Source organism: Cupriavidus sp. a3, from assembly GCF_051015765.1.
Lineage (GTDB): Bacteria > Pseudomonadota > Gammaproteobacteria > Burkholderiales > Burkholderiaceae > Cupriavidus > Cupriavidus oxalaticus_A.
In genome coordinates, this window is sequence record NZ_CP170644.1 from 982,211 (window position 1) to 1,006,018 (window position 23,808).

The following is a 23,808-nucleotide window of genomic DNA, read 5'->3' on the forward strand; positions in this document are numbered from 1 at the left end:
GCGAACAGATTCCGCTGGTGGATTCAGGTCAGCGGGGCCAGCGACGTCAGCCAAGCGACGGCGAGGGTGTCGTACTGGAAGTACATGGCGACGGCCGTGGCCACCACCAGCGCGCCGAAGCCTTGCTGCAGCCGCTGGGTATGGCGCGCCAGCCGGCGCACATGGGTGGTGGCGAACTGGCCGCCATAGGCGATCAACAGCATCGGAATAGCCGCGCCGGCGGCATACATCCCCAGCAGCGCGGCGGCGCGTTGCAGGTCCTGGGCCTTGGCCACCAGCGCCAGGATCGACGCCAGCACCGGCCCCGCGCACGGGGTCCAGACCACGCCCAGCGACATGCCCAGCACAAAGCCGCCGGCCATGCCGCTGCCGCCCACGCTGCCGAGCCGGTCCGCCAGGCGCTCGGCGATACCGCCGAACGGCCCCGTCAGCCGCGCGAAGCCGGCCGGCCACAGCCGCGCCAGTCCGGTCGCCAGCAGGAACAGGATGGCGGCGTTGCGCACCACCCCGTGGGCGTCGGCAAAGGCGCTGGACAGCGCGCCGAAGGCAATGCCGAAGGCCGAGAACGCCGTGACGAAGCCCAGCGCGATGGCCAGCGGGCGCAGGCGGTCCGACTGGCCCAGGGAAGCGCCGAGCAGCATCGGCAGCACCGGCAGCACGCACGGCGAGGCGATCGTCAGCACGCCGGCGAGGAAGGCAAGCAGTGCGTCGATCATTGGCGGCTCCTGCGGGGGCGCGGCGCGGCACACCGCGCGGCAGGGGCAGGCAGGGCAAGGCAGCAGGTCATCGTCGGGCTCCGGTCGGGTCGATGACCGCATTGGAGCGCCCGCGCGTATCCCGCTTGTTTCCGGGCAGCGGCCGGAATGCAAGATTTCATGTCCGGCGCCGCGCCAGATACAGTGCGATACAAAGTGGCGGGTTGGCCGCAGGCACTGAGCGCGTCAGCGGCCTGGAAATGGGCATCGACGGCCAGGTGGCCCGCTGGGGCCGGTGAAATGCCGCCAAAGGGCGGCATTTCTACCACCATAAATCCGCCATTGGGCTGATTTATCGAATTCCGGACACCTGCCAGCCAGCGAATAATCAAGATATTCGTGCGCGAGGAGTTATGTCGGACATTACCTGATACCCCGCCAAATCCGCCCCGGAAACTCCCGCTTTACCCCCCCCCGCTTTACCGCGGCTCTCGCGACACCAGGCCAGGCAAGGCGCCTGGCCAGAACCGAGTAATGTTTCCCCCGAACGGGTATTGTCCCGAGCCGCGGAATGCGGCAAGAATTCGCCCCGGGAATTTGATGCAAGCTGTAAATGTGTTTGCGAATGTTCACGATTTGATTTTCGCCACGCGCTTACACTTTCCCCCGATTTGCGGCAACGCACCCCGCCACCGGCGGAGGTAGCGTCTGCACGACGCCATGCCCATCGCGGGCTGGCCATCCGGCGTGGTTCCTCGGTACCCGCCGGATCCCGTAGGCCTGTCCTGCCGCCTCTCTCCTGCGGCCAGGCCCGATCGGGTTCCGTGTCTCCGTGCCGCATGTCATCTGCCGATAACGGACCCCAGGCGCGCGCCCGCTTCCAGCAGGCGAGCCGGCGCTCGGGCATAGATGAGACAGGCTGCGGATCCCATGGATTCACTGATGACGCAACCTTCGTGCGCCGGCACCGGTCCCGCCCGGCGCAAGGCCTTGCGCCGGCGCATGCCGGCCGGGCTCGCGGCCGGGCTGGCGGCGGCACTTTGCTGCATGCCGGCCCCCGCGCAGGCTGACGCCGAATACGAAGCCCTGATCCAGCGCGCCCGCGCCGGCGACTACGGCAGTGCGCTGGCAATGCTGCGCGAGCGCGTGGCCAGCGCTCCCTCGGACCGGCGCGCGGCGTTTGACCGGATCATCATCGCCGGCTGGGCCGGCCGTTCCGACGAGGTGCTGGCCGCCTACGGCGAACTGGAGCAGGCGGGCGCCGCGCGCACCGCGCCGCCGCAGGTGCTGGCCGCGGCGGCGGGCGCGCTGCGCGACCAGAAGCGCTGGGACGAGGCGCTGGCACGCTACCGCGAAGGACGCCAGCGCTACCCCGCCGAGCCGGTGTTCGCGCTGGGCGAGGTCGGCGTGCTGGCCGACAGCGGCCAGGCCGCGGAAGCCGTCAGCGCTGGCCAGGCCCTGGTGCGCAAGCAGCCGGATGATGTCGACAGCCGCCTCGCGCTGGCCTATGCGCAGGCCCGCGCCGGCGAACCTTACGAGGCCCTGTTCGAGGCCGACCAGGCCTATACCCGCGCACCCAAACGCGCCGACGCCGTGCGCGCCCATGTGGGCGCGCTGCAGCGCGCCGGGCTGCCCGATGCCGCGCTGCGCGTCGCCGGCGAGCAGCCGACACTGTTCGACACCGCGGCCCGGCAGACGCTGGAACTGGACGCCGCCGCCGAACTGGTGCGGCTGGCCGACATGCCCACACGGATGGAAGCCGAGCGCTTTGCCATCGCCGACCGCGCGCTGGCGCGCTATGACGCGCTGCTGCCCGCACTGCAGGGGCAGGGCAACAAGGAAGGACAAAGCGAGGCCCTGTACCGCCGCGCCCGCATCGACCGCCTCGGCGCGCTGCATGCGCGCTTGCGCATGCAGGACGTGGTCGACAGCTACGAGGCGCTGCGCGCCGAGGGTGTCGCCGTGCCCGTCTACGTGCTGGGCGACGTGGCCTCGGCCTACCTCTACCTGCGCCACCCCGAGCAGGCCGCCGAACTGTTCCGCCAGGTGCGCGAAGCCTATCCGCCCGGACTCGACCCCGAAACGCGCCTGAAGGCCCAGACCGGCCTGTACTACGCCAACGCCGAAGCCGAAGCCTTCGACCCGGCGGGCGAGGCGGTGAGCGAGGCCCGCGCCGAGCAGCCGCAATGGCGCCGGGTGCGCGGCCAGCCGGCGCGCCAGCCCAACGAACTGTGGCTGTCCGCCGAGCAGACCGCCACGCTCGCGCTCCTGCAGGCCGGCGACACCCAGCAGGCCCAGCAGCGCACGGAAGACCTGGTGCGCAACGCGCCCGGCCATTCCGGCCTGCGCGTGGGCCTGGCCAATGTCTACCTGGCGCGCGGCTGGCCGCGCGCCGCCGAGCAGGAACTGAAGGCCGCCGAAACGCTGGCGCCGCGCGCGCTCGCGGTGGAAGTGCAGCAGGGCCACGCCGCGCTCGACCTGCAGGAATGGCGCCAGGCGGAAATGCTGCGCGACGATACCCTGGCGCGCTTCCCTGATGACCTGGCCGCCCGCCGCCTGGCGCGCGAGTGGGCCGTGCACAACAAGGCCGAGCTGCGCATCGAAGGCTATCGCGGCCTGGCCAACGACAGCCCGGTGGTGGGCGACGGCAATTTCGGCATCGAGTCGGTGCTGTACACGCCGCCGATCCACTATGACTGGCGCGCCTTTGGCGGCGTGGGCTATGCCACCGGCCGCTTCGACGAAGGGCGTGTCGACTACCGCTGGGCCCGCGCCGGCGTGCAGCGGCGCGTGCGCGACCTGACCGTCGAGGCCGAGCTGTCCACGCACGGATATGGCTATGGCGCGCGCCAGGGCGGCCAGGTGGCGGTGGACTATGACCTGGATGACCGCTGGCGCATCGGCGCCTCGGCCGCGATGCGCTCGACCGCCACGCCGCTGCGGGCGCTGCTCAACGGCATTTACGCCAACAACGTGCAGGTCTACGGCCGCTGGCGCGCCAGCGAGGCCAGCGAGTGGATGCTGACGGTGGCGCCGTCGCACTTCAGCGACGGCAATGACCGGCTCGAAGGCGGCATCTCCGGCGTGCAGCGGATCTACGCCGCGCCGCACCTGAAGGCCGACCTGCTGGTGGACCTGTGGAGCTCGCGCAACAGCCGCACCGACGTGCCGTACTACAGCCCGCGCGCGGACCTGACGGTGTTGCCGTCGGCCCGGCTCACGCACACGCTGTACCGCCGCTACGAGACCGCCTGGGAGCAGCAGTTCCTGGGCGGCGCCGGCACCTACAGCCAGCAAGGCTTCGGCACCGGCGCGATCCTGCTGCTCGGCTACGGCCAGCGCTACCGCACCAACGGCGTGTTCGACGTGGGCGCCACCGTCACCGCCAGCAGCCGGCCCTATGACGGCCAGCGCGAGCGCGAACTGCGCATCGTGTTCGACCTGACCTATCGATTCTGACCCGGACCCCCGCCATGACACGATTCCCGCAGCGCGCCTGGCGCCGCCTGCTCTGGCTGCTGCTGGCCGCATGCCTGCTGGCCGGCTGCGCCAAGGACATCCCGGTGTTCACGCCGCCGGCGCAGCGCCCGCTCGCCGCCGCCGAACAGCCCTGGCCGAACAACCACCTGGTGGTGCTGGCCTACCACGACGTCGAAGACAGGGATCCCGACCAGGCCTACCTGAGCGTGCGTACCGACCACCTGATCGGCCAGCTGGCCTGGCTGCGCGAGAACGGCTACCAGGCGGTCTCGGTCGACCAGGTGCTGGCCGCGCGCCGCGGCGGCAAGCCGTTGCCGGCGCGCGCGGTGCTGCTGACCTTCGACGACGGCTACCGCAGCTTCCATGCGCGCGTGCTGCCGATCCTGAAGGCCTACCGCTGGCCCGCGGTGCTGGCGCCGGTCGGTGCGTGGCTCGACACGCCAGTGGGCCAGCCGGTCGATTTCGGCGGCACGCCGACCGCTCGCGACCGTCTGCTGACCTGGCAGCAATTGCGCGAGATTTCCGCCTCCGGGCTGGTCGAGATCGGCGCGCACACGGACGCCTTGCACTACGGCATCAACGCCAATCCGCAGGGCAATACCGAGCCGGCCGCGGCGGTGCGCGCCTTCGATGCCGGCACCGGCCGCTACGAGACCGACGCAACCTACGCGGCGCGCGTGCGTACCGACATGCAGCGCATCACGAAGAAAGTCCATGCCGTCACCGGCAAGCCGGTGCGCGTCTGGGTATGGCCGTACGGCGCCGAAGGAGGCACCGCGCTGCGCATCGTCGGCGAGAACGGCTATGAGATGGCGCTGACGCTGGAAGACGGCCTGGCCAGCGTCGACAAGCTGATGTCCGGCCCGCGCATGCTAGTCACCGGCGATCCCGGCGTGCCCGGCTTCGCGCAGTCGGTGGCGACGATGGAAGAGCCGAGCGCCATGCGCGTCGCGCACGTCGACCTGGACTACGTCTATGATCCGGACCCGGCCCAGCTCGATCGCAACCTCGACCGGCTGGTGCAGCGTATCTACGACCTCAAGATCAACACGGTTTTCCTGCAGGCCTTCTCCGACGAAGATGGCAGCGGCCTGGTCCGGTCGGTGTACTTCCCGAACCGCTGGCTGCCGATGCGCGCGGACTTGTTCAACCGCGTGGCATGGCAACTCGGCAACCGCGCCAAAGTCAAGGTCTACGCCTGGATGCCGGTGCTGAGCTTCGACATGGACCCGTCGCTGCCGCGCGTGACCCGCTGGGACCCGGCCACCAATCGCGCCGGGGTCGACGCGAAGCAATACCGCCGCCTGTCGCCGTTCGACCCGGTGGCGCGCCAGCGCATCGCCGAGGTCTATGAAGACCTGGCCCGGCACGCCTTCTTCCAGGGCCTGCTGTTCCACGACGACGCCATCCTCAGCGATTTCGAGGACGCCAGCGCGCCGGCACTGGCGGCGTACCGCAAGGCCGGGCTGCCGGACAACATTGCCGCGCTGCGCGCCGACCCGGAAACGATGCAGCGCTGGACGCGCATGAAGAGCCGTGCGCTGGTCGATTTCACGCAGGAACTGACACAGCGTGTGCGCGCCATCCGCGGCCCGGCGATCAAGACCGCGCGCAATATCTTCGCCATGCCCATCCTGCAGCCGGACAGCGAAGCCTGGTTCGCGCAGAACCTCGACGACTTCCTGGCCGCATACGACTGGACCGCGCCGATGGCGATGCCGTTCATGGAGCAGGTGCCGCGCGGCCACGAGCACCAATGGCTCGACCGCATCGTCGACGCGGTGGCGCAGCACCCCGGCGCGCTGCGGCGCACGGTGTTCGAGCTGCAGGCGCGCGACTGGCGCAAGCCAGAAGGTGGGGTTGCAGGCGCAGTCGACAGCAAGGTGCTGGCCGGCTGGATGCAGCGCCTTCAGTGGCGCGGCGCGCGCAGCTTCGGCTACTACCCCGACGACTTCCTGAACAACCAGCCCCGGCTCGACTTGATCCGCCCGGCGCTGTCTAACGCCTGGTACCCCGCACCATGATCGAAAGACTGTTTGCCCTGGTTATCCTGTGCCTGGCGCTGGCGCTGCCGTTCGCGCTGGCCGCGCTTGCCACCGGCGACCTGCTGCTGGCCTTCGTGTTCTTCTATCCGCTGTTCATGTCCGGCTTGTGGATGGCCGGCGGCGTGTACTTCTGGCTGCATTGGGAGCGCAAGTGGCGGGGGGGCGAGCAGCGCGAGGCGCCGCAGGTGTCCGGCACACCGTTCATCTCGATCCTGGTGCCCTGCTACAACGAAGAGCAGAACGGCGAAGAGACGCTGCTGGCCGCGCTGGGACAGCGCTATCCCGAGTTCGAGGTGATCGCCGTCAATGACGGTTCGCGCGACGGCACCGGCGCCGTGCTGGAAGCGCTGGCGCAGCGCCATGAGCGGCTGCGCGTGGTGCACCTGGCGCAGAACCAGGGCAAGGCCATGGCGCTGCGCATGGGCGCGCTGGCGGCGCGCGGCGAATACCTGGTCTGCATCGACGGCGACGCGGCGCTGGATCCCGACGCCGCGGCCTACCTGGTCGCGCCGATGGTGGCCAACCCGCGCGTGGGCGCGGTCACCGGCAACCCGCGCATCCGCACGCGGTCCACGCTGGTGGGGCGCATCCAGGTCGGCGAGTTCTCGTCGATCATCGGGCTGATCAAGCGCACCCAGCGCGTCTATGGGCAGGTCTTTACCGTGTCCGGCGTGGTCGCCGCGTTCCGCCGCCGCGCGCTGGACCGCGTCGGCTACTGGAGCCTGGACATGATCACAGAGGACATCGACATCAGCTGGAAGCTGCAGCGCGACCACTGGTCGATCTTCTACGAGCCGCGCGCACTGTGCTGGATCCTGATGCCCGAGACCGTGCGCGGCCTGTTCAAGCAGCGGCTGCGCTGGGCCCAGGGCGGCGCCGAAGTGTTCATGAAAAACGTGCGCTCGATCTGGATCTGGCGCCACCGCCGGCTGTGGCCGCTGATGGCGGAGTACTGCCTGTCGGCGGGCTGGGCCTTTGCCTTTGCCATGTCGATCGTGCTGTGGGCGCTGGGGCACTTCGTCGAGCTGCCGGAGCATATCCGCATCCAGAAGCTGATGCCGCCGGGCTTTACCGGCATGGTGCTGGCGGCGGTCTGCATATTGCAGTTCATGATCAGCGTGGCGATCGACCGCCGCTACGAGCCGCGCCTGGGGCGCACGCTGTACTGGATCATCTGGTACCCGCTGGCGTACTGGCTGGTCGGCATGTTCACCACGCTGCTGGCCTTTCCCAAGGTCATGCTCAAGACCCGGCGCAAGCGTGCGCGCTGGGACAGTCCCGATCGCGGCATCCAATCGATGAAATCGTCATGAATCCCGACAACATGATCATCCGTACCCGGCGCGCACCGCTGCGCTGGGCGTTCGACGCGGTGCTGACCGCGCTGGCGTGGACCGGGTTCTTCTACCTCTTCGCCAGCGGCATCCGCGACATCCTGGCGGGAGCGTCGTCCGGCCTCGACGTGCCGTTCTGGTCCGCGATGATGCCCACCATGGGCACGCTGTCGGTGTACGTGCTGGTGGGCGTGTTCAACGGCGTGGTGCTGTTGGTGTGGGCCCTGTACAACCAGATCCGCTTCGCCGGCATGGACCGCCGCAAGCCGCTGCCGCCGCTGGGCGGCGATGAGCTGGCGGCCAGCTTCGGCCTGCCGGAACAGCGCGTCGAGGCGCTGCAGCAGGCCAAGGTGGCGGTCGTCGACCACGACCACGACGGCGGCATCGCCGGCGTGCGCGTCTTCCATGCGAGCGGCTCCCCTTGTGTGGGCGCTTTCCGGAGGAAAAGCGTCGACCCGGACAACGGGTAATCCATTAGTCGCGACCTTGTTTATTTACTCCGGATAATCGCTTATAAATACGTGACATGCTGCGGCTGATGTCACGCATCATGACTCCGCCCGCCGGGACGCCTGCGGGCCTTTTTTTATCCTCGATTATTCCTGATCGATATTAATCAGGAATCTTATTTTGCCCGTTTCTGATTCGGGCTGGTGAAAACCCTGATTTTTCCCGAAACATTACAAAATCGCAATGTTTCTCGGCTGGCCAGCATTTGACATGCTTTTGCCATGGCCGTCAATACTTCCCTGAAAGGCGCGCGGCTATTGAGTTCCAGGAATGTGACGCGTTTATTCATACGCCTTTCGCACTGATGCGGAAATGACCTGAATCCGGTGTTATAGCCATATTCCTCATTAATCAGCGGGCTAGTGAAAACCCTGCGCCGGTTCGTCTTGAACTCGCTTGATATATCACATACTGTGTATCCCATCGCATCTCGTAGTTTTGAAAACAGGTGAGTGCGGGAGACGTCGATATGGCGTCGCAATAAAAGGCAGTAAATGCCAACGACACAGGAGACAGAAAATGCCAGGAGCCACCTGCAAGTTGACGCGCATGGCGTCCCCACCTTCGTCCATCCCCACGGATTTCCCGAAACACACGGTTCAAGGAGTGCGCTATGAGTAACGCAAACGCAGGGGCCCTGCACCCCAATCACGCTCCGGAGTCCACGCGCTGGATCCAGCTGGTCGTCGGCGTGGTCTGCATGATCGCAACCGCGAACATCCAGTACGCCTGGACGCTGTTCGTGCCTGAAATCCAGGAAACCTACGGCTGGTCACGCGCCAGCATCCAGATCGCCTTCACCGTGTTCGTGCTGGTGCAGACCTGGCTGGCGCCGATCGAGGGCTACTTCATCGACAAGTTCGGGCCGCGCATGATGGTGGCCTTCGGCGCGCTCTTTATCGGCACGGCGTGGGTCATCAACTCGCAGGCGACCACGCTGATGGGCTTCTACGTCGGCGCCGCGGTCGGCGGCCTGGGCGTGGGCTCCATCTATGCGACCTGCATCAACAACGCGCTGAAGTGGTTCCCGGACCGCCGCGGCCTCGCGGTCGGCCTGACCGCCGGCGGCTATGGCGCGGGCTCGGCGGCGACCATCCTGCCGATCGCGGCGATGATCGAGTCGCAGGGCTTCCAGCACACCTTCCTGTTCTTCGGCCTGCTGCAAGGATCGCTCGCCTTCGTCGCGGCATGGTTCCTGCGTTCGCCCAAGACCGGCGAGGTGCGTGGTTCGAAGAAGCTGGCCCAGGCCACGCGCGACTACACCCTCAAGGAAGCGCTGTGCACCAAGCTGTTCTGGCTGATGCTGGTGATGTTCGTGCTGGTCGTCACCGGCGGCATGATGGCCGTGGCCCAGCTCGGCGTCATCGCCAAGGACCTTGGCGTGAAGGAATTCAAGGTTGACCTGCACTTCTTCGTGATGGCCGCATTGCCGCTCGCCCTGATGCTCGACCGCATCATGAACGGCATCTCGCGTCCGCTGTTCGGCTGGATCTCGGACAACATCGGCCGCGAGAAGACGATGGTGATCGCCTTCACGCTGGAAGGGCTGGGCATCATCGCGCTGGGTTACTTCGGCAGCGACCCGTACGCCTTCCTGATCCTGTCCGGCGTGGTGTTCCTGGCCTGGGGCGAAGTCTACTCGCTGTTCTCGGCACTGGCGGGCGATGCCTTCGGCACCAAGCACATCGGCAAGATCTACGGCGTGCTGTACACCGCCAAGGGCATCGGCGCACTGTTCGTGCCGATCGGCAACCTGCTGATGGAAGCCACCGGCACCTGGTCGACGGTGCTCTACACGGTGGCGGCAATGGACCTGACCGCTGCGTTCCTTGCCATCATGGTGCTGCGGCCGGTGCTGGCCTCGCACGTTGCGACCTCCAGGCAGCAGTTCGCGAAGGAATCTGCCGCAGCCGGCGCGCAGGTGGCGGCCTAGTCCACGCGCCTCGCTTCAGATAGACGGATCCACTGTAGTTGGCTGGGCGGGCTTCTTCGGAAGCCCGCTTTTTTTGGGCGTCACCGATTAGAATGCGAAGCTCGATCCACCGGCGATCTCGATGCCTCTCGCACGCGCAATCACCATAGGGCTGCTGCTGTCCACGCTCGCAGGCTGCGATTTCCTGCGCGGCTATGCCGATGGCCAATCCTCGGCCATGCGGGAGTTTGCCGGCAGTGGCACGCCGGCGCAGATCGGCGCGGCGCGCTTTGTGTTCGACGACTTCGGCGGCCTGAGCACCGACACGCTGGAATCCAACGCGCTGCCATGGAAGCTGGCCACGACCGCGCTGGTGCTTGCCAACGCCCCGGATGCGGTGCCTGCGCCGCAGACATTGCGGCGCGCGCTGCGGGAGTTCGGGTTTGTCTATCCCGACGGCATCCTGAACTGGCCGCTTGCGCAGCAGCCGCGCTTCGACAAGCCGCTCGGCATCGTCAGCGGCACCGTCGGCCGCGACCTGCCCAGGATCCGGCTGGAAGTCTCTAACCTGGGGTGCGCGGCGTGCCATGCGGGCGTGACCTACGGCAAGGACGGCCAGCCCAGCGGCAAGGTGTGGCTGGGTTTGCCGAATACCTCGCTCAATCTCGATGGCTTCGTCAACGCGGTCTACCTCGCGGTCAAGCGGGTCAAGTCCGACCCCGACAAGCTGCTGGTCGCCATTCCGAAGCTGTATCCCGATACCTCGGCGGACGAACTGGCGACCATCCGCAAGTTCGTCTGGCCGCGGCTGGTCAGGCGCATCGACGAACTCGCGGCCAGCGGCGATGCGCCGCTGCCGTTCAGCAATGGCGCGGCCGGCAGCACCAATGGCGTGGCGGCGCTGAAGTTCCAGTTCCATCTGCTCTCCGCCGGGACGGGCGCGAGCGGCTCGACCTCGATCCCGGAACTGGGCGACCGGCGCCTGCGCTCGTCGCTGCTCTATGACGGGGTCTATGCCAACAAGGGCGCGGCGCGCTTTGCGCCGGTTGCCGCGGATGCGGCCATGGATCCCGGGCGTCTCGCGCATATCGTGGCCTTCTTTACCGTGCCGACCATGGGCATGCCGCCGGATCGCGCCAGCCGCGCCATCCCGCAGGTGGAGGACGTGATGCGGTTTATGGCGGGCTACACGCCGCCGCCGTTTCCCGGACCGGTCGACCGGGGCCGCGCGGCACGCGGCGCCGGCGTTTACGCGGCGCAGTGCGCGCAGTGCCATGGCAGCTACACCCAGGACGCGGCGCGTCCCCGGCTGGTCAGCTATCCCAACCGGCTGGTGGCGCAGGCGGAACTCGGCACCGATGCCACGCGCTGGCAGGCGATCGATGCGAGCCTGCTGCAGGCCATCGGGCGCTCCGCGCTGGGCAGGCATATCGATGCGGCCAACACCGGCGGCTATGTGGCGCCCGTCTTGTCGGGCCTGTGGGCGACGGCGCCTTACCTGCACAACGGCTCGGTGCCCACGCTGTGGCACCTGATGCATCCGGAGGCGCGGCCGCGCCGGTTCTGGGTGGGTGGGCATGCGCTGGACTACGCCAAAGTGGGCATTGCCGGGCGGCCCGATGCGCAGGGCGCGTGGGCCTATCCTCCGGACTACCGGCCGTGGTCAAGCCCGGTGCTCTATGACACCGCGACCACGGGGCGGGACAACCGGGGCCATGAGCGGGAGTTCAGCGCCTTGCCGGAAAGCGACAAGGATGCGCTGCTGGAATTCCTGAAGCTGCTCTAGCGCGGGCCGTCCGCCTGCAGCAATTCCGCCGCCGGCAGCCTGGCGCTGCGCGGAATCGCCGCGTCAGGCGCGGGGCCGAAACGCATCACGTTGACCAGCCGGTGGCCCGCTGGCAGCGCCTGGTGGTCCGTCAGCAATGCCGCGTAGCGGGGCGAATCGGACAGGGCCGACATCGGCACGCCGGCAAAGCCGAGGGCGGCCATGCCCAGCCAGAAGCGGTACCAGCGGCGCCCGGCCTCGAAGTCTGTCACGTCGTGCGCGGCGTGGATCAGCACGATCCGGGCGGCGCTGTTGACCTTGGCGGCGTCCGCGGCCAGCAGGCCGGTCAGCGACAGCGCCGACAGCGCGCGCACTACGGCCGGACGCAGGGCCACCGACGCTGCCATCGCTTCCCAGCGCGACAGCGCCATGCACTCGGCCGACAGTCCGTCGCGGGTCCAGCCAGCGGCGCGCGGGGACAGGCGCATCCAGTGGTAAAGCTCGCGCACAAAGGCCGGGTCGTGGAAGGCGGCCGCGGCGGCAGCCTCATGCCAGCTGGCGATCTGCGCCGTGCTGGCGGGCTCCGCCGCCATGGCAACCGGGGCATGAGTGGCGATGCACTGGTCCATGGCCGCGAGCTGCGCGGCGTCGGCAGGCGCGAACGTGCCGCGCCAGGTGCGGCGTTGCTCACAGGCGGCAGCCAGCGGATCGGTGCAGGCGCCCGGCCGGAGCTCGCCTGTGGCCGCGACGCGCGGGCCGGCAGCCGCGGGCGGGTAGGGCAGTGCCGCGACCTCCGGCGGCGAAAGCGCAAAGCCGATGGCCGACAACGCCAGCGCCATGCCTTCCCACGCCATGCCCAGCGCGATCCGGTTATCCCGGCCGGTCGGGTCGCCTACGGACAGCCAGCGCGCGGGATCCTCCAGCAGCAGGATGCGGTCGCCGGCAAAGTGCCAGCGGGCCGGCTGGATATTGTGGGCACTCGGGGCGCGCGCGGCCTGCGCGACCAGGGCCAGTTGCTGGTCTGGTGTCAGCATCGTAGGTTGCCATTCTCCGGCGCCAGCGCCCGGCGGAACAGGTGCAGGCGGTGCAGTTCGGTGGCGCCCAGCTTTTCCATCTGCCGCAGGCTTGCGCCATTGGTATCGGACACCCAGCTGATGCCCAGGTGCGAATAGCCGGCATCGCGCATCGCCGTCAGCAGGCGATGCAGCAGCACGCCGTTGACGCCCTGGCCGTGGAACGCCTGGCGTACCGAGAAAAAGATCACCGCCGCGCGCTTGCGGCTGGCGCGGAACCGCAGCAAGTGCCACAGCGTCGACCATGTCAGCCGGAATCCGGTGGCACGCAGGAACGGGTTGAGGTCCGGCACGCACAGCAGCACGCCGGCCGGCTCGCCGCGGTAATACGCGGTGTACGACAGGCGCTCGTCGATGATCCACATCATGCCGGCGCAGGGGTAGAGGAATTCCGCTTCCGTCAGCGGCACGAACATCGGGTTGCCGGCAAAGCCGTCGTTCAGCACGGCGCACGCTTCGCGCAGGCGCCCTTCAAAGCCGCGGCGGCGGATCGGCGCGAAACGCCAGTCCGGATCGCTGGCCAGCGCACGCTGCCGGTCGCCTAGCAACTGTTCGGGGTCGTAGCCGCGCACGTCCATCTCGAAGGTGCGCATCGGAAAGAAGCGCTCGAAGCCGCAGGCTTCCAGCAGCCGGGCAATGTGCGGCGGCGTGTATTCCTGGTAGGTGTACGGCGCGTGCCCGAAGCCATCGGTGACGATGCCGATCATCTGCGTAATGGTCAGGTTGAAGCTGCCCGCCAGCTCGTCGCAGCCTTGCCGGCTGGCCCATCCGGCAGCCGCATCGAGCAGCGCACGCGCGACGGCGATGTCGTCGATGCAGTCGAACAGGCCGAAATATCCGCGCTTCTGCCCGTACCGCCGGTTAGAGGCATCGTGCACATGGGCCAGGATGCGTCCCACGATCTGCCCGTCGCGGTGCGCGGTGTACCAGGTGCGGCGCGCAAACTGCCGGAACAAGGGGTTTTTCGCTGCATCCAGCGCGCGCGCGAGGTCGCCCTTCATCGGCGAGACGAAATGGGTCTGGTCGCCATAGCAGGCGAACGGCGCGGTGAAGAACGCATCGAAATCGCCTTCGCGCAATTCCACGGTCATGCGGCCTCCTCTCGGCGCAGGTGCCGCGCCAGCCGCAGGATCACGGCGGCGCGCAGCTCGCCGATGGCGGCGTTGGCGCCCTGCGGCAGGTTCAGCAGCACCACCATGGCCGGTTGCCGTGCGATCAGCAGGGCGTGGGTCATCTCGTGGCGCTCCATCAGGTCGACCAGTTGCTCCGCGGCTTCGATGCCGTTGCCGACGCCGCTTGCCTGGGGCTGCCGGGCCCACCCCCTGGCATCACCGATCGACACCGGCTCGCGCCGCTTGCCGGCCAGCGCGAACAACTCGCCCAGTGCATAGCCAGCCAGCTCGGCGTCGCCCAGCACCACATGGTCGGCCGTCTGCGGCAGGCGCCGCAGCGAATGGAGGAAGCCGTCCGGCGTATCGAGCCGGGCATGGAGCAGCCAGCGCAGGAAGGCGTTGCCGTCGCCAGCGAGCGACACAGCGCGGATGCGGACAAAGATGGCGGTCAGCAACACCCAGGCCAGTGCCACCGGCATGCCGCGCACGCCGGCCTGCCAGAATCCCTGGCCCGGCCCGTGCGACGCCAGCGCCATGGCACCGGCCAGGACCACGGCAAAGACCAGCGCGGTGGCAATATGCGCGAGCAGCCCGCGCACGACGCGCTGCGAATCGGACAGGTTCAGCAGCACGTAGACAAAGGCCAGCGCCCCGAGCGCGCCCAGCCGGACCGGCACATGCCCAAGTTCCTCGCGGAAATCCGTCGCCATTAGCGGCACGGCCAGCGCCACCACCACGACCACCGCGCGCGCCAGCCGCTCTTCATTGCTGGACAGGTCGGCATCGCGCAGCCAGAGCAGGAACCAGCCGTTGCTCGCCGTCACCATCGCATAGCAGGCCAGGAAGGCCAGCAGCAGCGGCACGTTGGCGGACAGGTCGGCAACGAGGTTGATGACGAAGAACACCACCGACACACCGAGCGCCAGCAGTTTCAGCCACAACGGATGATGGCGCCGCAGCAGCTGTTCGGCGAACAGCGTGGTCGCGATCGGCAGCAGCGTGGCCGCGGCGAACACCAGCCGGCCGAGTAGTCGGCTGAGAAGTGGGCCGAGAAGTGGGCCGAAATGCGGTCCGCCGAGCAGCCAGGCAAAGCCCCGGACCGCCAGCAATGCGGTCAGCACGCCGAACAGGAACAACCCGGTGCCGGTGCCAGCTTCGCGGCGTGTCCACAGGAAATGCAGGTAGAGGCCGCAGCCCAGTGCGCCCAGCCAGGTCACGGTGACATCGCTGGCAAGCGCGTTAATCACGGAACAGCCTCGCCATGAAGCGGCGCACCGCGGCGCGCACCAGCCACGCCGCCAGCGCATTGCGCGGAGTTTCGACGCGCATGGTCCACGGGTTGAAGAAATAGCCGCGCGCATCCGCCAGCCTCGGCCGCTCCAGCACCAGCTTGGCTGCCTCGAAGGCCATCAGGTTGCCGGTGGTGATTACCATCGGCGCGAACGACATGCGCTTGCGCTTGCCCGAAAGCAGGTCCTTCGCAATCGAAAGATCGACATGGCGGACCGAGCTGGAATGGACCATGACGTACTCCAGCTCCTTGCCCAGGCAGGCCTGCCGGATCTCCGGCGTCAGCGCCTGCCAGTCCATGCCGGCGGTCGGATAGCCCAGGCGCGTCTCCGGCCGCGGGTCGTGCGGCCGCACCACGGTGACCGAGGGCAGCGGCGCGGTATAGGCATCGATGACGGTGGCGCCATGCTCGCGCGCCTTGCGGTAGAGCGCGATGCCCGCGGCCATGTCGTCCATGCCGTTGACCACGATCGGGTAGCGCGCCAGCAGGTCATCGAGCCGCCCCGGCCAGTCCTCGCCCAGCATCTCGATCTGAAGCGCGGGGTTGACCTGGCGCAGCTGCGCGACGGTGGCCTCGACCTTGCCGACGCCGACGGTGGCCAGGCTGGCAAACACCTGCCGGTTCATGTTGGACACTTCGAACACGTCGAAGTCGGCCAGCGCAAAGCCGCCGACGCCCATGCGCGCCAGGGCCTGCAGGCAGGCGCCGCCCATGCCGCCGACGCCGCAGACCAGGATGCGCGCGTCGCGCAGCCGCTGCTGCTCGGCCTCGGTCACGAAGCCGATATTGCGGGTGGTGAATTCTTCGTAAGAAAAGGCAGGCGATGCGGTCATGCGTGGTTCCTTGCGCGCAAGTCTCCCATCGGCTCGCGCGGGTTCAGCCAATGCACCAGCGGCAGGACGATCCGGCCGAGCGCGAGGAACGCCACCTGCGACAAGATCGCCGGCAGCGAGTCGCGCGGGACTTCGCGCAGCAGGTACTTGCGCGCGCTGGCCAGGTCCAGCCGCGCAACCTGCAGGAAGTCGTCGCCGCGCTGGTAGTCGAGCTCGCGCTGGCACAGCGCATTGACGCGCTCGTCGCGGTGCTTGGGCGCCGCGTCGAAGGTCTTCTTGAGGTTGTCCGAGCCGCCGCGATACGCGTCGGTGATGACAAAGCGGGCCTCGTCGAAGCCGGCATCCGCGTCGACGCCGAAGACATGGCGGTGCGATTTCATGATCTCGCGCGCCACGCTCAGGTGTTCGAAGCTGCGCCGCGACTGCGCGAACGGATTGGGATACGCCGTGACGAAGACTTCGGCCACCTTGCCGATGATCGCCGGCACCTGGGTCACGTTGCTGATCCAGATCGGGCGCAAGCCGCGGCGGAAGAACAGCAGGATGCAGGTCAGGCCGTACAGCACCCAGGAAAGTCCCTGCGTGCGATAGCCGGGATCGACCATCACCAGCCCGAGGTGGATGGCCTCTACCGGCCGTCCCCTGACCTCGATCGGCATGATCGACAGCGCGTTGAAGGCGATGGGATGGCCGCTGTCCCGGTCGTAGAGCAGCGTGACCACGGCGCGGCGCAGCCGCTCGGGATCGCCGGACAGCACCCCGTAGTCGAGATCCTTGCCGATGCCCCGCCGCACCACGCCGCGCATCTGGGCCAGCATGGCGTCGAGCCGGGCGCTGTCCATCCACAGCCCGGGCCGCTCGACCACCCGGATGCGCACGCTGCGGCTGGCGTTCAGGGTCAGGTCCAGGTAGCGCAGCCGCTGGCGGATTCGACGGATGACTTGGAACATGCAGGTCTGCCCGATGCCTTGTTCTTATGTAAGCGGTCCAGTAACTCCGGGAAACGGAGGTGCAGGGCGCAGCATATAACAAGATCGGGGCCAGTACGCAATTCGACAAGGCCGTGACCGGGCAATTGCCCTGGGCCTCACTGGCAGGTGCCGAAGTCACGGCGCAGCGCAGCGCGGCGGTGCGCGCCGCCCATGCCGCAATCGGTGACGAAGAGACGGGGCGGGTCCTGTTCACTTCGGGCTCGACCGGCGTTCCCAAGGGCGTGCCGCTGTCACACCGCAACCTGCGGTCCGTGGGCGCGCGCTGTTCCAGGTGCAACCTGCCGCGCACGTCGCTTGTGCTGCATAGGCACGGCCAGGCCGGCAGCCAGCCGGCCTGACGCAACCTCGCATGGGCGGCGGCCCGGCCGCCCGGCAAGACTGTACTCCCCGGCCATCCCGCGCTTTGTACGTCTCCGGCGCCACCCCGCCGGCCTACTCTGGTGTCACCGCAACGATCCGGACGCGACCCCTGGTCCAGCCCCCCGGATGCCCCCGTCGTTACAGGACACCACGCCAATGAGCACCCCGACCCCCGAGAAAGGCCACATCGCCCCCTACACCCATCCCGCCGCCGGCTGGGGTGCGCTGAAGTACGTTGCCATCAACCTGATCAAGGAGAAGGTGGCCGGCGGCAAGTACAAGATGCTGTTCAAGCAGAACCAGGCCGACGGCTTTGACTGTCCCGGCTGCGCCTGGCCGGACCGCCAGCACGCGTCGACCTTCGAGTTCTGTGAGAACGGCGTCAAGGCCGTGGCCGCGGAAGCCACCAGCCTGCGCGTCACGCCGGAATTCTTCGCGCAGCACACGGTGACGTCGCTGATGGCGCAGACCGATTACGAGCTGGAGCAGCACGGCCGCCTCACGCACCCCATGGTCTATGACGCGCAGACCGACAAGTACCGCGCGATCGCCTGGGACGAGGCCTTTGCCATGATCGGCCGCCACCTGAATGCGCTGCCGGACCCGAACCAGGCCGCGTTCTACACGTCGGGCCGCGCCAGCAACGAGGCCGCGTTCCTGTACCAGCTGTTCGTGCGCGCTTACGGCACCAACAACTTCCCCGACTGCTCGAACATGTGCCACGAAGCCACCAGCCGCGGCCTGCCGCTGACGGTGGGCGTGGGCAAGGCCACCGTGGTGCTCGATGACTTCGAGCATGCCGACACCATCCTGCTGTTCGGCCACAACGCGGCCACCAACCATCCGCGCATGCTGGGCGATCTGCGCGAATGCGCCCGGCGCGGCGCGACCATCGTGTCGATCAATCCGCTGCGCGAGCGCGGCGTGGAGCGCTTTACCAGCCCGCAGCACCCGGTGGAGATGCTGACCGGCTCCAGCACCAGGATTGCGTCGATGTTCGTGCAGCCAAAGCTGGGCGGCGACTTCGCGCTCATCAAGGGCATGGCCAAGCGCCTGGTCGAGCTCGACGACGAGGCGATCCGGCATGGCCGCGAGCGGCTGGTCGATGTCGACTTCGTGCGCGAGCACACCATCGGCTTCGGCGCCTTCGTCGAAGACCTGCGTGCGGAAAGCTGGGCCGACATCGTCTCGGAGTCGGGCGTTTCGCTGGAAGACATCGATGCGCTGACGCAGGTCTATGCCCGCGGCAAGCGCGTGATCGCCTGCTGGGGCATGGGCCTGACGCAACACAAGCATTCGGTGCCGACGGTGCAGCTGCTGTCCAACCTGATGATGATGCGCGGCAATATCGGCCGTGAGGGAGCCGGGCTGCTGCCGGTGCGCGGGCATTCGAACGTGCAGGGCGACCGCACCGTGGGCATCGAGGAAAAGCCAGAAGCGGCGTTCCTGGACCGCCTGGGCGCCGCCTTCGGCTTCGAGCCGCCGCGCGAGCACGGCTATGACGTGGTCGAGACCATTGCCGCGATGCTGGAGGGCAAGGTCAAGGTCTTTGTCGGACTGGGCGGCAATTTCTCGACCGCCACGCCGGACACGCCGCGCACGCACGAGGCGCTGCGCCAGTGTGCGCTGACGGTGAATATCGCTACCAAGCTCAACCGCAGCCACCTGGTGCATGGCAAGGAGTCGCTGATCCTGCCGACGCTAGGCCGCACCGAAATCGATATGCAGGAAGGCGTGCCGCAGGGAGTGACGGTGGAGGATTCGGTCTGCATGGTGCATATCTCCTTCGGCATGAACGCGCCGGCGTCGCCGCACCTGCTGTCGGAGACCGCGATCGTGGCGCGCATGGCCGCCGCCACGCTGGGTACCGGAAAGATCGACTGGCTCTGGTACGCGCAGGACTATGCGCGTATCCGCGATGCCATCGAGCAGGTGATCGAAGGCTTCGACGACTACAACGAGCGCGTCGCCGTGCCGGGCGGCTTCCACCTGACGCCGCCGGCGCGCAACCGGATCTGGCAGACGCCGTCGGGCAAGGCGCAGTTCCTGGTCCACGGCATCGACAAGGACACCCCGATCCACCGCGCGCGGGACCAGTACGGCGACAAGCTGATGGTGATGATGACCACGCGCTCGCACGACCAGTACAACACCACGATCTACGGCCTGGATGACCGCTATCGCGGCGTGTTCGGCCTGCGCCGGGTGGTCTTCATCAATCCGGCCGACCGTGCAAGGCTTGGCCTGGAGGCGGGGCAGCATGTCGATATCACCAGCGTCTGGGACGACGGCCTGCAGCGCCATGTCGAGGACTTCGTGCTGGTCGACTACGACATCCCGCAGGGCTGCCTGGGCGCCTACTATCCCGAGACCAATCCGCTGGTGCCGCTGGAAAGCACCGGCGACGGCTGCGGCACGCCGACTTCGAAATCGGTGCCGGTGCTGCTGACGCCGTCGCGCAGCCAGCCGGCAGTGGCGGCGTGAGCGTGGCCGGCGCTTGCCGTCGCCCCACGCAAACGCTCCTCTCCCGCGCAGTGGGAGAGGGAGCAGACCGGCAGCATTTCACAGGTTCATGAGGTCCCCATGCATTGCATCGAACAGGCCGGACAGATCGACCAGATCCAGCACACAGGCTATGAATCCCGCCCTATCGTCCGCCACAAGGACATCGCGGCGCGGCCGGCGCTCGACAACGTGGCGGAGGAAGTGCCGGTGGCCCTGGTCTACAACGGCATCTCGCACGCCGTGATGATGGCCACGCCGCTGGACCTGGAAGCGTTCGCCGTGGGCTTCTCGCTGACGGAGGGCATCGTTGCCCACAACGCGCAGATCCACGACATCGAAGTCCGCGTGCACCGGCACAGCGCCGAAGTCCAGCTGCAGATCAGCGAGCAGGCCTTTGCCGCGATGAAGGCGCAGCGCCGTGCGCTGGCGGGCCGCACCGGCTGCGGCGTGTGCGGCATCGAGAGCCTGGAACTGCTGGACCTGCAGCCTGCGCGTATCCGCGAGCCGGCACGGCGGCTGGTGCCTTCGCGCGGGTTGCTCGAGCGCGCCGTGTCGGCGCTGCCTTCGCACCAGCGGCTGATGCGCGCCACCGGTGGCGTGCATGCGGCGGCGTGGTGCAACGCCAGCGGCGAGATCCTGCATGCGTTCGAAGATGTCGGCCGGCACAACGGCCTGGACAAGCTGATCGGCCACCTGGCCATGCAGCGCGTGGCGCTGGACGACGGCTTCGTGCTGCTGTCCAGCCGTGCCAGCTATGAACTGGTGCGCAAGGCCGCGCGCATGAACATCCAGATGCTGGCGACGATCTCGGCGCCGACCTCGCTGGCGATCCGCATAGCCGAGCAGGCCGGCCTGCGCCTGCTCAGCTTCTGCCGCGCCGACGGCTATGTCGATTACACCGCCGCCGCGCCGGGCATGACTGGAGAAGTGGGAGGGGCAGCGTGCTGAGCTTCGACGAGGCACAGGCCGTGTTCGCCATGAGCGCGGAGCCGGTCCGCGAAACGGAGACCGTATGGCTGGGACTGGCGACGGGGCGCGTGCTGGCACGCGACCTTTGCGCCGTGATCGACACGCCGGCAGCCGACCGCAGCGCGATGGACGGCTACGCCGTGCGCAGCGAAGACTGCCGCGAGGCCTGCCTGCCGCTGCAGCAGGTGGTCTACGCCGGCACGCGGCCCGAGCCGCTGTTGCCGGGCCATGCCATCCGCATCTACACCGGCGGCGTGATCCCGCCCGGCGCCGACGCGGTCGTCGCACTGGAGGATGCCGAGGAAAGCTACCGCGGCGTGGTGTGCGCGCGCGCCCCCGGTGCGGGCCAGCATATCCGCCGCAAGGGCGAGGACGCCCGCCGCGGCGACCTGCTGCTGCCCGCCGGCACGCTGCTGCAGGCTGGCCATATCGCCGCGCTGGCGTCGCAGGGCCTGGCCGAAGTGCCGGTCTGCCGCCTGGTGGAAGTGGCGGTCGTGACCTCGGGAGACGAGGTCGCCGCCAACGACGAGCCGCGCGACGTCTACCAGGTGCATGACGTCAATGGCCCCATGCTCGAATCGCTGGTGCAGTCCATGGGCGCGGTAGTCTGCTGCCATCGCCATGTGCGGGACGACGAGCGGGCGCTGCACGACATCCTGCGCGAACTGGCCGCCGATGCGGACCTGGTGCTGGTGGCGGGCGGCGCCTCGGTCGGGCAGCGCGACCTGGTGGCCGCGGCGCTGGCCTCGGCCGGCGGGGAACTGCTTTGCCGCGGCGTCGACATGAAGCCCGGCAAGCCGGTCACGGTGGGGCGCCTGCGCGGCAAGCCAGTGGTTTGCCTGCCCGGCAATCCGGCCGCGGCGTATGCCACCTTCGCGCTGCTGGTGACGCCGCTGCTGCGCCGGCTGCAGGGCCGCGCGGTGCTGTTCCCGCCGGTAGGGCGCGTGCGCGCGGCGCTGCCGGGTGCGCGGGCGCAGCGCGGTGATGCCTTCTGGCGTGTCGGCGAGCCCGGCAGCCCGGCCGGCCGGGACAGCCTCGTGCAGGTCACCGCGCAGCAGGGCGCGGCGTCCGTGTCCGCGCTCGGCCACGCCAGCGGCTTTGTGCGCGTCGGGCCGCACAGCGCCGGATCGCTCCATCATGTGCCGCTGCCGTACTATGATCTCCATCGTTGGCTCAGCTAACAAGATCGGCAACACGGCAGGCGGGGAGCGCAGCGTGACACTATATGAAAAACTGGCTGCGGATATCGAGGCGCTGGTGCAGCAGGGCGTGCTGCTGCCGGGCGAGCGCATTCCGTCGGTGCGGCAGGCCAGCCAGCACCACCGCATGAGCATCACTACGGTGATCCGCGCCTATGTGCTGCTGGAGAGCCGCGGCGTGATCGAAAGCCGGCCGCAGTCCGGCTACTTCGTCCGCGCACGCCCGGGCGAGCCGGCGATCGAGCTGCGTACGTCCCGGCCCAGCGCCAAGCCTTCGGCGGTCGACGTCAGCGCGCTGGTGCTTTCCACGCTGCGCTCGATCCGCTCGGACGAGGCCGTGCCGCTGGGCTCGCCTTATCCGGATCCGTCGCTGTTCCCGTGGCAGCGCATCAACCAGTACGCCAACAACATCGCGCGCCGCTATGCCAAGTGGACGCTGCTCGACGACTTGCCTCCGGGCAGCCCCGAGCTGATCCGGCAGATCTCGCGCCGCTACCTGGAGAACGGCCAGGCCATCGACCCCAATGAAGTGATCGTCACCATCGGCGCCACCGAAGCCATCAACCTGTGCCTGCAGGCGGTGGCAAAGCCGGGCGACACCATCGCGGTCGAGTCACCGACCTACTATGCCATGCTGCACGCGATCGAGCGCCTGGGCATGCGCGCCATAGAGGTCGCGACCGATCCCGTGGAAGGCATCGACCAGGAGGCACTGGCCCGGCTGATCGACGAGAAAGGCGTGAAGGCGTGCATGGTGATGCCGAACTTCCAGAACCCGCTCGGCTTCCACATGCCCGACGACAGGAAGCGCAGCCTGGTGGCGATGCTGACCGAGAAGGACATCCCCGTGATCGAGAACGACGTCTACGGCGAGCTCTATTACGGCGAAGCCCATCCCAGCTCGCTCAAGGCCCACGACAAGGCCGGCATTGTGCTGCATTGCGCCTCGTTCTCCAAGACGCTGACCAATGCCTACCGCATCGGCTGGGCGCTGCCGGGCCGCTACCGCGAAGCGGTGGAGCGGCTCAAGTTCCTCAATACGCTGACCACGCCGGCGATCCCGCAGCTGGCGATCGCCGAGTTCCTGAAGAACGACGGCTACGACTTCCACCTGCGGCGCGTGCGCAAGGCCTATGCGCAGCAGGCCAGCATCATGGCGGCGGCGGTGCGCCGCTTCTTTCCCGAAGGGACGACCACGTCGCGGCCCGCGGGCGGCTACGTGCTGTGGGTGCAGCTGCCGGAAGGCATCGACGCCATGGAGATGTACCACGCGGCGCTGGAACACCGCATCACGGTCGCGCCGGGCCATATGTTCGCGCCAGGGGCCACCTACGCCAACTGCATCCGGCTGAACTACAGCGCCGAATGGTCGCCCGGCATCGAGTCCGCGGTGCAGACGCTGGGCAAGATCGCGCAGCACCTGCTGGCGCGCAGCCGGCAGCACGAACAGGAGAAGCCGGGCCATGCCGGACCATGACATCGATCCCGCCATCCTCGCCGCGTTGCAGGTGCTGAACCAGGCCCCGCGCGACGCTGCCACGGCGCCCTGGTCGCTCGCGAAGATCGCCAAGCGGGCGCAACTGCCGATGAGCGTGCTGCGGCGCGTGCTGACGCAGCTGCAGTCCGCGGGGCTGGCCGATTTTGCGATCGACGAGGCGGGCCACGGCCACGCCAGCCTGACGCAGGCCGGGGCGGAGCTTGCCGCGCAGGCGTTCCCGCAGAATGACTGAACG

Annotated in this window: 18 protein-coding genes; 12 read left to right on the forward strand and 6 right to left on the reverse strand. The window is 68.4% G+C overall.

From position 1 onward, the window contains the following. Window positions 1-23: 23 nt before the first annotated feature. Window positions 24-716, reverse strand: a complete 693-nt coding sequence (locus tag ACAD63_RS26320; protein WP_135702807.1) for a cytochrome c biogenesis CcdA family protein — start codon at window positions 714-716, stop codon at window positions 24-26. A 921-nt stretch (window positions 717-1,637) separates the two neighbouring features. On the opposite strand from ACAD63_RS26320, the gene pgaA reads away from it, so the two are divergent. The 6 genes from pgaA to ACAD63_RS26350 all read left to right on the forward strand — a co-directional run bounded on the left by pgaA (window position 1,638) and on the right by ACAD63_RS26350 (window position 11,762). Next, window positions 1,638-4,154: a poly-beta-1,6 N-acetyl-D-glucosamine export porin PgaA gene (gene pgaA, locus ACAD63_RS26325; RefSeq protein WP_434034596.1), complete on the forward strand. Its 2,517-nt coding sequence runs from the start codon at window positions 1,638-1,640 to the stop codon at window positions 4,152-4,154. A 14-nt stretch (window positions 4,155-4,168) separates the two neighbouring features. Continuing rightward, window positions 4,169-6,199 carry a poly-beta-1,6-N-acetyl-D-glucosamine N-deacetylase PgaB gene (gene pgaB, locus ACAD63_RS26330; RefSeq protein WP_434034597.1) on the forward strand — a complete coding sequence of 677 codons (2,031 nt, stop codon included), beginning with the start codon at window positions 4,169-4,171 and terminating at the stop codon, window positions 6,197-6,199. After that, window positions 6,196-7,533: a poly-beta-1,6-N-acetyl-D-glucosamine synthase gene (gene pgaC / locus ACAD63_RS26335; RefSeq protein ID WP_434034598.1), complete on the forward strand. Its 1,338-nt coding sequence runs from the start codon at window positions 6,196-6,198 to the stop codon at window positions 7,531-7,533. The genes pgaB and pgaC overlap by 4 nt, the downstream gene beginning before the upstream one ends. Next, entirely contained in the window at window positions 7,530-8,024 is a 495-nt protein-coding gene (pgaD, locus tag ACAD63_RS26340; protein WP_135702804.1) for a poly-beta-1,6-N-acetyl-D-glucosamine biosynthesis protein PgaD, read from the forward strand. Before pgaC ends, pgaD begins: the two co-directional genes overlap by 4 nt. 653 nt (window positions 8,025-8,677) lie before the next feature. Further along, window positions 8,678-9,997: an oxalate/formate MFS antiporter gene (gene oxlT / locus ACAD63_RS26345; protein WP_133094557.1), complete on the forward strand. Its 1,320-nt coding sequence runs from the start codon at window positions 8,678-8,680 to the stop codon at window positions 9,995-9,997. 121 nt (window positions 9,998-10,118) lie between these two features. Further along, window positions 10,119-11,762, forward strand: coding sequence for a c-type cytochrome (locus ACAD63_RS26350; protein ID WP_133094558.1), 1,644 nt, complete (start codon window positions 10,119-10,121; stop codon window positions 11,760-11,762). Here the strand turns inward: ACAD63_RS26350 and ACAD63_RS26355 are convergent. From ACAD63_RS26355 to ACAD63_RS26375, 5 genes are read right to left on the reverse strand one after another with little or no spacing between them, the layout of a single operon-like run. Further along, window positions 11,759-12,775 (reverse strand): hypothetical protein, encoded by a 1,017-nt coding sequence (locus ACAD63_RS26355; RefSeq protein WP_434034599.1) that lies wholly within the window; start codon window positions 12,773-12,775, stop codon window positions 11,759-11,761. The two genes, ACAD63_RS26350 and ACAD63_RS26355, sit on opposite strands and share 4 nt — an antisense overlap. Then, window positions 12,769-13,905, reverse strand: a complete 1,137-nt coding sequence (locus tag ACAD63_RS26360) for a GNAT family N-acetyltransferase (RefSeq protein WP_135702801.1) — start codon at window positions 13,903-13,905, stop codon at window positions 12,769-12,771. Before ACAD63_RS26360 ends, ACAD63_RS26355 begins: the two co-directional genes overlap by 7 nt. Continuing rightward, window positions 13,902-15,173 (reverse strand): hypothetical protein, encoded by a 1,272-nt coding sequence (locus ACAD63_RS26365; RefSeq protein ID WP_195427798.1) that lies wholly within the window; start codon window positions 15,171-15,173, stop codon window positions 13,902-13,904. Before ACAD63_RS26365 ends, ACAD63_RS26360 begins: the two co-directional genes overlap by 4 nt. Continuing rightward, a complete protein-coding gene (locus ACAD63_RS26370; protein ID WP_195427797.1) occupies window positions 15,166-16,050 on the reverse strand; it encodes a HesA/MoeB/ThiF family protein in 885 nt (294 codons plus the stop codon). Before ACAD63_RS26370 ends, ACAD63_RS26365 begins: the two co-directional genes overlap by 8 nt. Then, window positions 16,047-17,000 carry a hypothetical protein gene (locus ACAD63_RS26375; RefSeq protein ID WP_195427796.1) on the reverse strand — a complete coding sequence of 318 codons (954 nt, stop codon included), beginning with the start codon at window positions 16,998-17,000 and terminating at the stop codon, window positions 16,047-16,049. Before ACAD63_RS26375 ends, ACAD63_RS26370 begins: the two co-directional genes overlap by 4 nt. 59 nt (window positions 17,001-17,059) lie before the next feature. On the opposite strand from ACAD63_RS26375, the gene ACAD63_RS26380 reads away from it, so the two are divergent. From ACAD63_RS26380 to ACAD63_RS26405, 6 genes are all read left to right on the forward strand, one after another. Continuing rightward, the gene (locus ACAD63_RS26380; RefSeq protein ID WP_434034600.1) at window positions 17,060-17,380 is read left to right on the forward strand and encodes an AMP-binding protein; all 321 of its coding nucleotides are present in this window, start codon (window positions 17,060-17,062) and stop codon (window positions 17,378-17,380) included. Between the two features lie 178 nt (window positions 17,381-17,558). Then, the gene (locus ACAD63_RS26385) at window positions 17,559-19,886 is read left to right on the forward strand and encodes an FdhF/YdeP family oxidoreductase (protein WP_434034601.1); all 2,328 of its coding nucleotides are present in this window, start codon (window positions 17,559-17,561) and stop codon (window positions 19,884-19,886) included. A 99-nt stretch (window positions 19,887-19,985) separates the two neighbouring features. Further along, window positions 19,986-20,855: a formate dehydrogenase accessory sulfurtransferase FdhD gene (fdhD, locus tag ACAD63_RS26390; RefSeq protein WP_434034602.1), complete on the forward strand. Its 870-nt coding sequence runs from the start codon at window positions 19,986-19,988 to the stop codon at window positions 20,853-20,855. Continuing rightward, window positions 20,849-22,057: a molybdopterin molybdotransferase MoeA gene (locus tag ACAD63_RS26395; protein ID WP_135702794.1), complete on the forward strand. Its 1,209-nt coding sequence runs from the start codon at window positions 20,849-20,851 to the stop codon at window positions 22,055-22,057. The genes fdhD and ACAD63_RS26395 overlap by 7 nt, the downstream gene beginning before the upstream one ends. Before the next feature lie 34 nt (window positions 22,058-22,091). Next, window positions 22,092-23,552 (forward strand): PLP-dependent aminotransferase family protein, encoded by a 1,461-nt coding sequence (locus ACAD63_RS26400; RefSeq protein ID WP_133094566.1) that lies wholly within the window; start codon window positions 22,092-22,094, stop codon window positions 23,550-23,552. Continuing rightward, window positions 23,539-23,805, forward strand: coding sequence for an Rrf2 family transcriptional regulator (locus tag ACAD63_RS26405; RefSeq protein WP_133094567.1), 267 nt, complete (start codon window positions 23,539-23,541; stop codon window positions 23,803-23,805). Before ACAD63_RS26400 ends, ACAD63_RS26405 begins: the two co-directional genes overlap by 14 nt. The last annotated feature ends 3 nt before the right edge of the window (window positions 23,806-23,808 follow it).